This window comes from Streptomyces sp. P9-2, from assembly GCF_051903975.1.
In the GTDB taxonomy this organism is placed as follows: domain Bacteria; phylum Actinomycetota; class Actinomycetes; order Streptomycetales; family Streptomycetaceae; genus Streptomyces; species Streptomyces cellulosae.
The window spans coordinates 4831368-4845901 of record NZ_CP192633.1 but is presented as its reverse complement, the minus strand read 5'-3'; the positions used below and the strand labels follow the sequence as shown (position 1 = coordinate 4845901).

The 14534-nt window shown below is 72.3% G+C and carries 12 protein-coding genes; 3 read left to right on the top strand and 9 right to left on the bottom strand.

Annotation, left to right across the window (positions count from 1 at the left end; translation table 11 throughout):
• Position 1 precedes the first annotated feature (1 nt).
• Together rpsP and ACQY0Z_RS22285 are read right to left on the bottom strand one after the other, a co-directional pair.
• Positions 2-421, bottom strand: coding sequence for a 30S ribosomal protein S16 (rpsP, locus tag ACQY0Z_RS22290; protein WP_019523266.1), 420 nt, complete (start codon positions 419-421; stop codon positions 2-4).
• 282 nt (positions 422-703) lie between these two features.
• Positions 704-1300: a hypothetical protein gene (locus tag ACQY0Z_RS22285; protein WP_189903426.1), complete on the bottom strand. Its 597-nt coding sequence runs from the start codon at positions 1298-1300 to the stop codon at positions 704-706.
• A 587-nt stretch (positions 1301-1887) separates the two neighbouring features.
• Here ACQY0Z_RS22285 and ACQY0Z_RS22280 point away from each other — a divergent pair.
• Positions 1888-2742: a methyltransferase domain-containing protein gene (locus tag ACQY0Z_RS22280; RefSeq protein ID WP_347226428.1), complete on the top strand. Its 855-nt coding sequence runs from the start codon at positions 1888-1890 to the stop codon at positions 2740-2742.
• A 97-nt stretch (positions 2743-2839) separates the two neighbouring features.
• On the opposite strand, the gene ffh is transcribed toward ACQY0Z_RS22280, so the two are convergent.
• From ffh to nsdA, 5 genes are all read right to left on the bottom strand, one after another.
• On the bottom strand, positions 2840-4390 hold the full coding sequence (gene ffh, locus ACQY0Z_RS22275; RefSeq protein ID WP_189903422.1) for a signal recognition particle protein: 1551 nt from the start codon (positions 4388-4390) through the stop codon (positions 2840-2842).
• Between the two features lie 217 nt (positions 4391-4607).
• Positions 4608-7052, bottom strand: a complete 2445-nt coding sequence (locus tag ACQY0Z_RS22270) for a [protein-PII] uridylyltransferase (protein WP_439813374.1) — start codon at positions 7050-7052, stop codon at positions 4608-4610.
• 44 nt (positions 7053-7096) lie between these two features.
• Positions 7097-7435: a P-II family nitrogen regulator gene (locus ACQY0Z_RS22265; protein ID WP_006130453.1), complete on the bottom strand. Its 339-nt coding sequence runs from the start codon at positions 7433-7435 to the stop codon at positions 7097-7099.
• The gene (locus ACQY0Z_RS22260) at positions 7432-8772 is read right to left on the bottom strand and encodes an ammonium transporter (RefSeq protein WP_254587213.1); all 1341 of its coding nucleotides are present in this window, start codon (positions 8770-8772) and stop codon (positions 7432-7434) included. Before ACQY0Z_RS22260 ends, ACQY0Z_RS22265 begins: the two co-directional genes overlap by 4 nt.
• A gap of 346 nt (positions 8773-9118) precedes the next feature.
• The gene (nsdA, locus tag ACQY0Z_RS22255) at positions 9119-10615 is read right to left on the bottom strand and encodes a transcriptional repressor NsdA (RefSeq protein ID WP_189903418.1); all 1497 of its coding nucleotides are present in this window, start codon (positions 10613-10615) and stop codon (positions 9119-9121) included.
• 447 nt (positions 10616-11062) lie between these two features.
• On the opposite strand from nsdA, the gene ACQY0Z_RS22250 reads away from it, so the two are divergent.
• Entirely contained in the window at positions 11063-11728 is a 666-nt protein-coding gene (locus ACQY0Z_RS22250; protein ID WP_189903416.1) for a bifunctional DNA primase/polymerase, read from the top strand.
• A 94-nt stretch (positions 11729-11822) separates the two neighbouring features.
• Here the strand turns inward: ACQY0Z_RS22250 and ftsY are convergent, their stop codons facing one another.
• Both ftsY and ACQY0Z_RS22240 read right to left on the bottom strand, forming a co-directional pair.
• Positions 11823-13025 carry a signal recognition particle-docking protein FtsY gene (gene ftsY, locus ACQY0Z_RS22245; RefSeq protein WP_189903414.1) on the bottom strand — a complete coding sequence of 401 codons (1203 nt, stop codon included), beginning with the start codon at positions 13023-13025 and terminating at the stop codon, positions 11823-11825.
• A gap of 111 nt (positions 13026-13136) precedes the next feature.
• Positions 13137-13529: a MerR family transcriptional regulator gene (locus ACQY0Z_RS22240; RefSeq protein WP_258905408.1), complete on the bottom strand. Its 393-nt coding sequence runs from the start codon at positions 13527-13529 to the stop codon at positions 13137-13139.
• 61 nt (positions 13530-13590) lie between these two features.
• Here ACQY0Z_RS22240 and ACQY0Z_RS22235 point away from each other — a divergent pair, with 61 nt between their 5' ends.
• On the top strand, positions 13591-14298 hold the full coding sequence (locus ACQY0Z_RS22235; RefSeq protein ID WP_439812707.1) for an SDR family oxidoreductase: 708 nt from the start codon (positions 13591-13593) through the stop codon (positions 14296-14298).
• Positions 14299-14534: the final 236 nt, after the last annotated feature.

Below are 14534 nucleotides of genomic sequence, written 5' to 3'. Positions count from 1 at the left end.
CTCAGGCCTCGGTCGACGCGGACTCAGCGGCAGCTTCGTCCTTCTTCTCAGCCTTCTTCTTCTGGGTGATGGCCTCACCCTTGCCCTCGTCGTCGCCGCCGATCGCCTCGAAGGACGGACGGGCGGGCTTCTCGGGCTGCTGCAGCAGAGGCGCCGGGGCGGGCTCGCCCTTGAACTTCTGCCAGTCGCCGGTCTTCTTCAGGATGGCGAGCACGGGCTCGGTCGGCTGGGCGCCGACGGAGAGCCAGTACGCCACGCGCTCGGCGTCGACCTCGATCACCGACGGGTTGTACGTCGGGTGGTACTTGCCGATCTCCTCGATGGCCCGGCCGTCACGGCGGGTACGGGAGTCGGCGACGACGATGCGGTAGTGAGGCGAACGGATCTTGCCCAGACGCTTCAGCTTGATCTTGACTGCCACGGGAGTGGGTTCTCCTGGATTTGACGTGGTTGGGCACGGCGGGACGGCCGCGTGGGGTTGCGGTACCCGAGTGCCCGATGGACGCGTCAGCCGGAGGAGAGAGGGGTCCTGTGCGGCTGTCGAGTACAGCTAGCCATTGTGCCACACCCTGAGGGGCCGGACGGCCGCGGGGTGAGCGCACGTGGGCACGGCGAAGCGGCACCCGGCGCATGTGCTTTTCGCGTCGGGTGCGCCCGGTGGCCGGCGGGGCTGGGACCCCGGCACCCACGAGGTGCCGGGGCCTCAGCTCGCCGCGACGACTTCCGGGATACGGAACGGCTTGCCGCAGCCGCCGCAGACGATGGGCGCCTGCGCCAGCACGGACGGGACGACGCGTACGTTGCGGCCGCAGTCGCAGACCGCCTTCACGCGCACCCCGCCGCCGGACGAGCCGTGCCGCGCGGCCGGACCGCGGAAGCTGCGGGCGCTGTCGCCCGCCGTCGCCGCGGTGTGGGCCTTGAGGGCACGCTGGAGCCGCTCCGTCGTCGGACGGTACCGGCGCTTCGCCTCGGGGGTGAGCGTGACCAGCGAGAAGCCGCTGCTCGGGTGCGGCTCCTCGGGGTGGTCCAGGCCCAGCTCCTCGGCGATGGCCAGGAACCTGCGGTTGTGGTACCGCCCGGCTCGGGACGTGTCGCGCACGCCGCGCGCGGCGGCGATGCCGTGGACTGCCTCGTGCAGCAGTCGCTCGAAGGAGAGTTCGTGCCCGCACGCGGACGACGACTCCCCGATCAGGGACTCGGGCGCGGCAAGATCGGGCAGTTCGGGGTGGTACCGCTGAATGTCGGCCCACGCCTGTGCCAGCTCTGCGGCGAGAACAGGTGGTGTCTGTGTCGTGCTCACGTAATGACAACGAGCCTGGGTGCCTCTGTGTTCCGATTCCGGGGCATCCCAAATAATTTGCACGTACCCGTCAGTTGGCACTGATGCGTCCTGACGACCACGGGTGCGCTGATCTGCGGAGAAGCCTCGCAGCTCACCGCAAGGTGGTGCGTAGGCTGACGTACGCCCCCGCGTGTACCCGGTCCGCACGCGCCGGTGCGCGTGCGCCTCACGGGCCGCGCAAGAGACCTTTCGGCCGCGCTCGTGGCGGGAGGCGGCGTCCGGTCCACCCGGAACGCCGTGACGGCAGAACCTACCGGGTCCGCTCCCGGCACCGCGAACCGGCCCTGGCCCGCCCGGCGAAGCGCCGCCGCCGATGGCCGGAACCGTTCCGCGGACGTCCCCGCCATGACCGTCCGGGCGGCCCCCGATTACCGGAATGTGAATTCTTGCCACTGGCACGAGCAACTACCAAACGGCCGCCTCCTTCCACTGGACGACACGTCGAGGGCGGAGTTACCTGGCATACGGGGGGTGTGCGGGCGCACTGCACGGGGGCCAGGAAAACGGGCACTGCGGCAACTCTCGGCTGATTGGGGCGCTTACCTATGACACCTACGCTCGTGCGGCAGCACCCGTCACGCACGGGGGCGGCCCCGCGCGTGGACCTGCGGGCACGCGCGCGTGACTGGTCCGAGATCCAGGAGCGGATGCTCGTCCCGCTCTACGAGGCGGTGTACGAGCGACTCGACGTGGGCCCGGCGACCCGGCTGCTGGGCCTCGGCTGCGGATCGGGACTGGCCCTGCTGATGGCGGCCTCCCGCGGCGCGGCGATCACCGGCGTGGACACCTCGTCCGACCGGCTGGCCCTCGCCCGGGAACGGCTGCTGCCGGACGAGCGGGACACCCCCACGCGCACCGGCACCCGGATCGTGCAGGGCTCCCCCGCCGAGGCGGGCCCCGCCGACGCCGCCGGATACACCGTGGTCACGGCCTTCGAACCGATCGGGTGCCTCGCCGGCGACGCGGAGGGACTGGGCGAGCTGCTCGCCGAGGCGCTGCCGCTGGCCGGACGCGGGGCGGCCGTGGTGCTGGCCGGCTGGGGCCCGCCCGAGCGCTGCACCACCTCGACCGTGCTGCGGGTCGCCGCCAAGCTGGCGGAACCGCTGCGCGGCGCGGACGCCTGGCGCCCCACCGAGCGCGACGACCTGGAGCGGGTCGCCGAGCGCGCGGGACTGCGGCCCGACGGCTCGGGCCGGGTGGCGTGCCCCTTCGGCTACGCGGACGCCGACAGCGCCGTACGGGGACTGAAGTCGACGGGTCTGTTCGACCCGGCGATCACCGCGACCGACCGGGTGCAGGTCGAGAAGGAACTGACCGAGGCCCTCCACCCGTACCAGCGCGCGGACGGCACCGTGTGGATGCCGAACGTGTTCCGGTACCTCGTCGCGCGCGTGCCCTGACCGGCACGGGCACCCACAACGAACGAACGCCGCAGGGGCGCCTCCTCCGTACGAGGAGAGCGCCCCTGCGGCGTTCGTTCGGCCGTCGTGAGCGGCCTCAGCCCATGAACTTCTTGAACTCGTCGGGCAGCTCGAAGTCCTTGCCGCCCTGCTGCGGCAGACCGAAGGCACCTCCGCCCTGGGCCGCCGCCGCGCGCCGCGCGGCCTCCTCCTGCTCCTGCTGCTTGCGCTTCATCGGGTTGCCGGAGCGCTGCTTGCCCTTGGCCTGCTTCTGCTTCTTCTTGGCGCGGCCCGGGCCGCCGCCCATGCCCGGCATCCCGGGCATCCCCGGCATGCCGCCGCCCTGCGCCATGCGGGACATCATCTTCCGCGCCTCGAAGAACCGCTCGACCAGGTTCTTCACGGCGCTGACCTCGACACCGGAACCCTTGGCGATACGGGCGCGGCGCGAGCCGTTGATGATCGCCGGGTCCTGGCGCTCGCCGGGCGTCATCGACTTGATGATCGCGGCGGTGCGGTCGACGTCCCGCTCGTCCAGGTTGTTGATCTGGTCCTTGATCTGGCCCATGCCGGGGAGCATGCCGAGCAGCTTGGAGATGGAGCCCATCTTGCGGACCTGCTCCATCTGGGCGAGGAAGTCGTCCAGGGTGAAGTCCTGGCCCTTCTTCGACGCCAGCTTGGAGGCCATCCGCTCGGCCTCTTCCTGGCTGAACGTCTTCTCCGCCTGCTCGATCAGGGTGAGCAGGTCACCCATGTCGAGGATGCGGGAGGCCATCCGGTCCGGGTGGAAGGCGTCGAAGTCGTCGAGCTTCTCACCGTTGGACGCGAACATGATCGGCTTGCCGGTGACCTGCCGGATCGACAGCGCGGCACCACCGCGGGCGTCACCGTCGAGCTTGGACAGCACCACGCCGTCGAAGCCGACGCCGTCGCGGAAGGCCTCGGCGGTGTTGACCGCGTCCTGGCCGATCATCGCGTCGACGACGAAGAGGATCTCGTCGGGCGAGACCGCGTCACGGATGTCCGCGGCCTGCTGCATCATCTCCTGGTCGATGCCCAGGCGGCCCGCGGTGTCCACGATCACGATGTCGTGCACCTTGGCGCGGGCGTGGTCGATGGAGTCCTTGGCAACCTTCACCGGGTCGCCGACGCCGTTGCCCGGCTCGGGCGCGTAGACGGCGACGCCCGCCCGCTCGGCGACGACGCTGAGCTGGTTGACGGCGTTGGGGCGCTGGAGGTCGGCGGCGACGAGGAGCGGGGAGTGGCCCTGGTCCTTGAGCCACTTGCCGAGCTTGCCCGCGAGGGTGGTCTTACCGGCACCCTGCAGACCCGCGAGCATGATCACGGTGGGGGGCTGCTTGGCGAAGCGGAGGCGGCGGGTCTCGCCGCCGAGGATCTGGATCAGCTCGTCATTGACGATCTTGATGATCTGTTGGGCCGGATTGAGCGCCTTGGAGACCTCGGCGCCGAGCGCACGCTCCTTGACGTTCTTGATGAACGCGCGGACGACAGGCAGGGCCACGTCCGCTTCCAGGAGGGCGATGCGGATCTCACGCGCCGTGGCGTCGATGTCCGCTTCGCTCAGCCGGCCCTTTCCGCGGAGGTTTTTGAAGGTCGCGCTGAGGCGGTCGGAGAGGGTGTCGAACACGGCGGCGTCGGTCCTCGGGGTCGGGGGCGGTTGGGCTGCCCTCCAGGGTATCCGGCTCCGCAAGCAAATCGTCCCCGCCCGCGTCGTCCGGCGGGCGGGGACAGACCCCCGCTGCCGCGAGGAGCATTCCTTGACCGTCTTCAGAACCCGCTGAGCGGGCGGTCCATCCCCGCGCCGGCGGGGAGCACGCCCTGCTCAACGCGTGCACCGCCGCATGTCACGCCCGCAGCGTCTCCTCCAGCTTCCGCGCCACCGACACCGCCTCCTCGTCGGGGAGCGGCAGGCCCTCGGTCCCTGTGACGTAGAAGGCGTCGACCGCGTTGGCGCCGAGCGTGCCGGCGTGGGCGCTGCGCACGCTCACGCCCGCGTCCTCCAGCGCCCGTCCGATACGGAACAGCAGGCCCGGGGCGTCCTGCGCGCGGACCTCGATCACCGTGGCGTGCCGGGAGGCGGCCGGGGCGACCGTCACACGCGGGGGCGGGGCGACCACCCCGCGGCGCCTCGGGTAGGCGGCGTCCCGTTCGGCGAGGCGGCCGGAGATGTCCAGGCTGCCGTCCAGGGCGCGGACCAGGTCGGCGCGGAGCCGGGCGGCCTGCGGCAGCGAGCCGTACTCGGCGGCGACCCGCCAGTCCAGCAGCAGCACGGAGCCGTCGACGCCGTCCGGGAGGTCCAGCGAGCGCAGCTCGGCGGTGCGCACGGTCAGCCGGTGCATGGCGAGCACGCCGGCCACCGCGGGCAGCACGCCCGCCTGGTCGGGCACGGCGATCAGCAGTTCCACGCCGAGCGGTTCGGGGTCGCCGGAGGGCTCGGCGGGCGGCTCGGTCTGGGCCCGCAAAGACAGCACGGGCGCGCCGGTGGCGACGGCCTCCAGGGCGAGCCGCTCGTGCTGTGCGGTGGGCGCGGATTCCTCGGGGTCGGGCGGGGCCTGCCCCGCCAGTACGGCGGCGACCCGTTTGACCAGGTCCGCGACCAGTGAGGCGCGCCAGGAGGACCAGGCCGCCGGTCCGGTGGCGAGGGCGTCCGCCTCGGTGAGGGCGTGCAGCAGCTCCAGCGTGCCCGGGGAGCCGACGGCCTCGGCGACGGAGCGCACGGTGGCGGGGTCGTCGAGGTCGCGCCGGGTGGCGGTCTCCACGAGCAGCAGGTGGTGGCGTACGAGGGTGGCGACGACGGTGACGTCGTCGGCGTCGAAGCCGATGCGGGCGGCGACGTCCCGGGCGATGACCTCGCCCGCCACCGAGTGGTCGCCGGGCCAGCCCTTGCCGATGTCGTGCAGCAGGGCGGCGACGAGCAGCAGGTCGGGGCGGCTGACGCGGCGGGTGAAGGCGGAGGCGCGGACGGCGGTCTCGATGAGGTGCCGGTCGACGGTCCACAGGTGGACGGCGTTGCGCTGGGGGCGGCAGCGCACCCGGTCCCAGTCGGGGAGCAGCAGGCTGATCAGTCCCTCGGCCTCCAGCGCCTCCCAGACGTCGACGGTGGGCCGGCCGGAGCCGAGCAGGGTGATGAGCTGCTGGCGGGCCTCGGCGGGCCAGGGCGCGGGGAGGGCGCGGGCGCCGGCGGCCATGCGGCGTACGGCGTGCAGGTTGAGGGGGAGGCCCGCCTGGGCGGCGGCGGCCGCGGCGCGGAGCGGGAGCACGGGGTCGCGGTCGGGGCGCGCGGCGCGGGCGAGCACCACTTCGCCGTCCTGCTCCACGACGCCTTCGGCGAGCGGGGACCGCTCGGGCGCGGGCTTGCCGCCGCCCGGCGCTCTCCCGCCGCCCAGGATGGCGCGCAGCCGGGGCCGCACCGAGCGGGAGCGCAGGACGCGGCCGACCTCGCGCCAGGTGACGTCGCCGGCGTAGGCGATGACCCGGGCGGCCTCGTAGACCTGGCGGAGCAGGGCGTCGGCGTCGAGGAGGCCGAGTTCGGCGGCGACCTGGTCCTGTTCCTGGAGGGCGAGCCGGTCGGTGGCGCGTCCGGTGGTCAGGTGCAGGGCGTCGCGTACGTCGAGGAGGCGGCCGCGGGCCTCGGCGAGTCCTTCGCGGGGGGCGTCGGCGAGCCAGGAGGCGGCCACCGCGCGCAGGGCGGTGGCGTCGCGCAGTCCGCCGTGGGCCTCCTTGAGGTCGGGTTCGAGGAGGTACTGCAGTTCGCCCTGGCGTGCGGCGCGCTCCTCGCACAGCTCACGCAGGGCGGGCAGCCGCTTGGGGGCCTGGTTGCGCCAGTCGGCGAGGACGGTGGTGCGCAGGGCGGTGGTGAGGCCGAGGTCGCCGGCGATGTGCCGGGCGTCCAGCAGGCCGAGCTGGACCTTGAGGTCCTCCCCCGCGGTCCTGCGGGCCTCCGCCGGGGTGCGGACGGAGTGGTCGAGGGCGAGGCCGAGGTCCCAGACCGGGTACCAGAGGCGGTCGGCGAGCTTGGAGACGGCCTCGGTGTCGCCGCCGTCGTGGAGCAGCAGCAGGTCGAGGTCGCTGCGCGGGGAGAGTTCCGCGCGTCCGTAGCCGCCGACGGCGACGAGGGAGACCCCGCGCGCTCCGGGGGCGCCGGCCGCGAAGAGTCCGGCGAGCCATTCGTCGGTGAGGCCGGCGAGGGCGGAACGGCGCGGCGGCCCGGACCGCGCCTTCTCGTTGAGAAGGCGCAGCCGGGCCGCCGCGTAGCCGCCGGGTCCCGAGTCCTGTTCGTGGCCGTGCATGTCCGTCCTCGTCACCCGGCGACTCCTGTTCGGTCGGTCTGCTGTCAGAGCGCGTCCGGGCCGCGCTCGCCGGTCCGGACCCGTACGGCCGTCTCGACGGGGATGGTCCACACCTTGCCGTCGCCGATCTTGCCGGTGCGGGCGGCCTTGACCACGACGTCGACGAGCTGCTCGGCGTCGTCGTCCTCGACCAGGACCTCGATGCGGACCTTGGGCACCAGGTCGACGGTGTACTCGGCGCCGCGGTAGACCTCGGTGTGGCCGCGCTGGCGGCCGTAGCCGCTGGCCTCGGTGACGGTCAGACCGTGCACTCCGAAGGCCTGGAGGGCCTCCTTGATCTCGTCGAGCCGGTGCGGCTTCACGACGGCGGTGATGAGCTTCATGCGTCCACCTTCTTGCTCTCGGCCGGGGCGACGGGGCTGCTGGCCGGCGTCCGGGCCGCGCCGCCGCCCGCGCCGCTGAAGTCGTATGCGGTCTCGGCGTGCTCGGCCTGGTCGATGCCGGCCACCTCCTCGTCCTCGGAGACTCGCATACCGATGGTCTTGTGGATGAGGAGGGCCAGGACCGCGGAGGCGATCAGGGAGTAGGCGAGGACGCCGAAGACACCGGCGCACTGCTTCCAGAACTGGTCGAGGCCGCCGCCGTAGAAGAGGCCCTCGACGTCGGACTGGCCCTTGCCGGTGGCGAGGAAGCCGATGAGCAGGGAGCCGATGATGCCGCCGACGAGGTGGACGCCGACGACGTCGAGGGAGTCGTCGTAGCCGAACTTGTACTTGAGGCCGACGGCCATGGCGCACAGGACACCGGCGATGATGCCGATCGCGATGGCGCCGAGCGGGGAGACCGCGCCGCCGGCCGGGGTGATGGCGACCAGACCGGAGACCGCGCCGGAGGCGGCGCCCAGCGTGGTGAACGCGCCGTGGCGGATCTTCTCGTAGGCGAGCCAGCCGACGACCGCGGCGCCGGTGGCGACCTGGGTGTTGACGAACATCAGCGCGCCGACGCCGTCGTCGTTGCCGAGCCACGAGCCGGCGTTGAATCCGAACCAGCCGAACCACAGCAGACCGGCGCCGAGCATGACCAGCGGGAGGCTGTGCGGACGCATCGGGTCCTTCTTGAAGCCGATGCGCTTGCCGATCACCAGGATCACGCCGAGGGCGGCCGCACCGGCGTTGATGTGCACGGCGGTACCGCCGGCGAAGTCGATGACGCCGAGGTCGAAGGCCCAGCCGCCCTCGCCCCACACCCAGTGCGCGACCGGGAAGTAGACGACGCTGACCCACAGGGTGATGAACAGGGCCCAGGCGCTGAACTTCACGCGGTCCGCGAGGGCGCCGCTGATCAGGGCGGGCGTGAGGATCGCGAACATCAGCTGGAAGGCGGCGAAGACGAACAGCGGGATCGTGGTGGAGCCCCACAGCTCGGTCAGGCCGATGTCGCTCAGGCCCACCCAGTCGGAGTTCCAGCCGACGAGGCTGCCCTTGTCGTCGCCGAACGCGACGGAGAACCCGTAGAGCACCCACAGGATGGTGACGATGCCCAGGCTGATGAAGCTCATCATCAGCATGTTCAGGGTGCTCTTGACCCGGACCATGCCTCCGTAGAAGAAGGCCAGACCGGGGGTCATGAGCATCACCAGCGCGGAACAGATGAGCATGAACCCTGTGTTGGCGGCGGACAGCGTGGGCGCGTCTGCTGCCAGGGTGATGGCTTGTGCCATCGGCGTCTCCTCGTCGTTGGTACGGCCCCGTGCGGGCGAAGCCTTGAGCGGATTGAGGGGTGGGCCGGTTATGCGCCATGAAGATTGGCGCAGCGCCGTTTCGGTGGAAGCCCCTCGTTGTTTCGCCGCCGTGACGAAGGCACCCGGCGTGTTACGGGTCGGTGAACCGCCGGATCCGGGGCGCGCCGATCGTTATCGTGGCGCAATCTTCGGTGTACGGCGGTGAGCCGCGGCCGGGGAGACACACGACCGGCCGCGGCCGGCCTTCCGAATGACTGGCATGGGGGAGCCGAGTCGGGCAGTTCGGGAGGGCCGGCCGCGGCCGGGGTCCAGGGTTCCTCGGTGTTCAGACCGCCTGGGCGGTCTCGGGCAGCTCGACGGCGAGCCGCTCGGTGAGTTCGACGACCTCGGCGAGCTCCCCGAAGTCACGTACGGCGGTGTCCACGGTCTTTCGGATACGAGTGTTGACGCGCTCGGAACGGACCTTCTTGGCGGCCTTGATGGCCTCGGTGGCGAGAACCGTGCTCTGCTCGGGTTCGCGCTGGAGCAGATGCACCGTGGCCATGCCGATCAGGTTGAGGGCGTAGGAGCGCTGGTGCTCGCCGCCCTCCTTGCCGAACAGCTCCACGGCGCGCTTCATCAGCGGCTCGGCGAGCGAGGCGTAGGTGGGACTGCGGCCGGCGACGTAGGCCAGGTCGCGGAAGGAGTGGCTGTTCTCCGCGTACAGCTCGGCCTCGGAGAAGAAGCGGATCCAGTCGGGGTCCGGCTCGTCCCACTCGCCGGCCTCGGCGAAGGTGTCCTCGGCCATGCGGACGGCGCGCTTGCAGCGGCCGGGCTGGCCCATGTTGGCGTAGGCGCGGGCCTCCATCGCATACAGCATGGACTGGACGCGGGGGCTGGCGCAGTCGCGGCTGCCGTACTGGGCGAGGTGGATGAGCTCCAGGGCGTCCTCGGGGCGGCCGAGGTGGATCATCTGGCGGCTCATGTTGGAGAGGACGTAGGAGCCGAGGGGCCGGTCGCCGGCCTCCTTGGCGGCGTGCAGGGCGAGCACGAAGTACTTCTGCGCGGTGGGCTGCAGCCCCACGTCGTACGACATCCAGCCGGCCAGTTCGGCGAGCTCGGCGGCGACCTTGAAGAGCCGCTTGGTGGTGGCGTCGGGCTGTGGCTCCTGGAGGAGGTCGGTGACCTCGTGGAGCTGGCCGACGACGGCCTTGCGGCGCAGTCCGCCGCCGCACTGGGCGTCCCACTGCCGGAACATCACGGTGGTGGTCTCCAGCAGGTCCAGCTCCGGCTTGGAGAGCCGGCCGCGGGCGCGCGCCGAGGAGGGGGCGACGTCCGGCTCGGGCCTGGCCAGGGGGGAGGACGGGGAGGGGACGAGCCAGCGCTGCATGGGCTCGATGAGGGACGGGCCCGCGGAGAGGGCCAGCGAGCTCCCGAGGAAGCCGCGCCGCGCCAGCATGAGGTCGCTGCGCGAGAACTCGCTGAGCAGGGCCACGGTCTGCGGGCCCGTCCAGGGAAGGTCGACGCCGGTCGCGGAGGGCGCCGGGCGTGTGGTGCGCAGGCCCAGGTCCTCCACGGAGACGACGACACCGAAGCGCTCGGAGAACAGCTCGGAGAGGATGCGCGGGATCGGCTCGCGCGGGTTCTCCCCGTCCAGCCAGCGGCGCACCCGGGAGGTGTCGGTGGAGATGTGGTTGGCGCCCAACTGCCGCGCTCTGCGGTTCACTTGGCGGGCGAGCTCACCCTTGGACCAGCCGCTGCGGACGAACCATGAGGTGAGCAGCTCGTTCGGGCGCTTCTCCGCACTCGCAGAACTCGTCCCGCCACCGCCGTTGCCGCTCACTGGAACGCCCCCATCCCTGAAGACCACTTGTCGCCGAGTGCGCCAAGCCCTATCAGAATGCCGGTAGTTGGGGCCGCCCGTCCGGCGGTTGCCACCCTCCGAACGGAAAGCCGAGTTGCCTCCGGCATACCCGCGAGTGCATGTGCCCCATCCAAGCCGTGCACACACAGTAACCCTATGATCACCCGCCCCACCATGGCGGAACCTCAATCGCCACCATTCGCCACCCCTTCGAATGAACGCACCGTCGCCGTCCCGCGATTGACTTGACACAGGACAGACAAGAGTGGATGCAGCGATGCACTCCGGGGCGCACGACACCCGCCGCACCACCCTGTGCACATCAAGGCGCTGGTTGGCGCAGGTGGCACCGGGAAGCCGGAAACAGAGAGTCACACACTGCGTCCGCTACGTAACCACCGGTACGTCGGACCCGTTGGAGGGGGCATGGGCTTCACGATCGGTATCAGTCGGGGCATCCGTGACATCCGGTCCGGCTCGCGGCGGCGCGGCCGCTCCTCGGACGGCACGGTCGTGGCGGAGTACACGGGACTGTGGGGCTGGGACGTGGTGCCGGGCGTCCGCGCCCTCGCCGGGTCCTGCTCCTGCGGGCGCACGGGCTGCCGGGCGCCGGGCGCCCACCCCCTGGAGCACGCGCCGGTGATCCGCGCGGGTGCGCCGCTGGACGAGGTGACCGCGCTCTGGTCGGAGTTCCCGGGCGCCTCCGTGATGCTGCCCGTGGGGCGGGCGTTCGACGTGATCGAGGTGGCGGAGCCCGCCGGGTGCCATGCCCTGGCGCGGCTGGAGCGGATGGGCCTGCCGGTCGGGCCGGTCGCCGCCACCCCGGACGGCCGGGCCCAGTTCTTCGTCGCCCCGGGCGCCGCGGCCGTGCTGCCGGATCTGCTGTACCGCATGGGCTGGGACGACCCGGGCGCCCTGGACCTGCGCGGCCTCGGACGCGGTACGCACATCACGGCGCCGCCGTCGGACCGCGCCGGCCTCGGCCCGGTGCGCTGGCTCCGCTCACCCGCCCTGGACTCCGCCTCCCGCCCTCCGGAGGCGCGTCTGCTGCTGGGCACGCTGGCGTACGTGGCGCACCGCTCGGGCGCCTGACCCTCCCCCCCCCCGTACGGCGAAGCGCCCGTCCCCCGGCTGTTTCCGGGGGCGGGCGCTTCCTCGCGTACGGGGCCGGACGGCTCCGGGGGTGTCACTCCCCCAGCAACGCGTCCACGAAGGCCTCGGGCTCGAACGGCGCGAGGTCGTCCGCGCCCTCGCCGAGACCGATCAGCTTGACCGGGACGCCCAGCTCGCGCTGGACGGCGATGACGATGCCGCCCTTGGCGGTGCCGTCGAGCTTGGTGAGCACGATGCCGGTGATGTCGACGACCTCGGCGAAGACGCGCGCCTGCACCAGGCCGTTCTGACCGGTGGTGGCGTCGAGCACCAGCAGCACCTCGTCCAGCGGGGCCTGCTTCTCCACGACCCGCTTCACCTTGCCGAGCTCGTCCATGAGGCCCGTCTTGGTGTGAAGCCGGCCGGCGGTGTCGATGAGCACCGCGCCGGCGCCCATCTCCTTGCCCTCCTTGACCGCGTCGAACGCGACGGAGGCCGGGTCGCCGCCCTCCGGACCGCGCACGGTGTGGGCGCCGACCCGCTCGCCCCAGGTCTGGAGCTGGTCGGCGGCGGCGGCGCGGAAGGTGTCCGCGGCGCCGAGCACGACGGTGTTGCCGTCGGCGACCAGGACACGGGCGAGCTTGCCGGTGGTGGTGGTCTTGCCGGTGCCGTTGACGCCGACGACCATGACGACGCCGGGCCCGCCGTCGGGGTTCTCGGTGTGCACGGTGCGGTCCATCTCGGGACCGACCAGCGTGATCAGCTCCTCGCGGAGCAGCGCGCGCAGCTCCTCGGGGGTGCGGGTGCCGAGCACCTTGACCCGCTCGCGCAGCCGCTCGACCAGCTCCTGGGTGGGCTGGACGCCGACGTCGGCGGTGAGCAGGGTGTCCTCGATCTCCTCCCAGGTGTCCTCGTCGAGGTGCTCGCGGGACAGCAGGGTGAGCAGGCCCTTGCCCAGGGCGTTCTGCGACCGGGACAGCCGGGCGCGCAGCCGGACCAGACGGCCGGCGGTGGGCTCCGGGATCTCGATCTCGGGAGCCTCGGCGGCGGGCGGTTCCTCGATGACGACGGGACCGGCGCCCGCCGGAAGATCAACCTCCTCGATGGTGCGCCGCGGTTCCTCCCGCGGCGTCTCGGCCTCTTCGCCGACGTGCGGCTCGGCCGGCGGGGCGGTGATGTCGGGCGCGGCGGGCGGCGGCGGGGGCAGCGGCTTTTTGCGCCGGCTCCCGACGATCAGCCCGCCGAGCGCGCCGAGCACGACCACGGCGATGACTACAGCAAGGATGACGATGTCCATAACCCGTCCAGTATCAGCCATGCCTGCCCCGCGCCCCCCATACGGACGCGCCCCGCCCGAGGCGCCCCGAAGGGGCGCGGGGAACGGCGCGCCCGGCCCCCACCGGGCCGGTCAGGCGGAAGCCCGCTCCCGCGGCGGACGGCACTCGGCCGTCGACGACTCCGTGTACCGACCGGCGAGGCCGATCAGCTCGTCGAGCCGGTCCCGCGCCCGGGTCAGATCGTCCAGCCGGACCTGGATGCGGTCCCGCTCCTCCGTGAGCCGCCGCGTCATCTCCGGGGTGGCGACGAGGGTGTCCAGGAACGGCAGGATGTGCAGGATCGCCTTGCTGGGCAGCCCGGCCGCGTAGAGGAGCTGGATGAACTTCACCCGCTCGACGTCCGACTCGTCGTAGTCGCGCTGGTCCCCGGCGCCGCGGGCGGGGACGACGAGTCCTTGCTCCTCGTAGTAGCGCAGCGCGCGGACGCTGACCCCCGCCCGTTCGGCGACCTTTCCGATACGCATCGCGCCTCCGGCTGCTCGCGGCTTGAACCTCACGCCGACGTGAGGTTCTAGCGTACGCGGCATGGACATCAACAAAGCGACCGCGCTCGTCACCGGGGCCGGCCGCGGCATCGGCCGCCACCTCGCCGCCCAGCTCGCCGAGCGGGGCGCGAAGGTCTACGCGACCGCCCGCCGGCCCGAGTCGATCGACCTCGACGGTGTGGAGGTCCTCGCCCTCGACGTCACCGATCCCGATTCCGTCGCGGCCGCCGCCGAGCAGGCCCGTGACGTCGACCTGCTGGTCAACAACGCCGGGATCGGAGGCGGAACCCTGCTCGGCGATCTCGACGGCGTCCGCGCCACGATGGATGTGAACTTCTGGGGCACGCTGTCCGTGATCCGGGCCTTCGCGCCGGTCCTGGCCGGCAACGGAGGAGGCGCGCTCCTCACCATCGCCTCGTCCGCGTCGTGGTTCGTCTTCCCCGGCACCGGCGCGTACGCGGTCTCCAAGGCCGCCGTGTGGAGCATGGGCAACGCCCTGCGCCAGGAACTGGCCGACCAGGGAACCCGTCTCACCTCGGTCCACCTCGGTGCCGCCGACACCGACATGACGAAGGGCCTCGACGTACCGAAGATGACAGCGGCGGAGGTCGCCCGAGCCGCCCTCGACGGCGTCGAGTCCGAGGTGTACGAGGTCGTGGCCGACGAGTTCACCGCCATGGTCAAGTCCTCCCTGAGCCAGGACCCGAGGCACTTCGCCGCCCGCTTCCACGAGTTCCTCACAGCCTGAAACGCCCGGGGGCGCGGGGGACGGCGCGCCCAGCCCCCAGCAGCGCCGCCCGTTGCGACACCCTCAGGGGCGCGGGGGACGGCGCGCTCAACTCCAACGGCGCCGCACGATGCGACTCCGCAGCCACCACCCCGTTCAGGGGCGCGGGGAACTGCGCGACAGGCCCCGCACAACCCGCACCCGACCACGAACATGCCACCGCCCCGGCTCGAAGATCCGAGCCGGGGCGGGTGGGG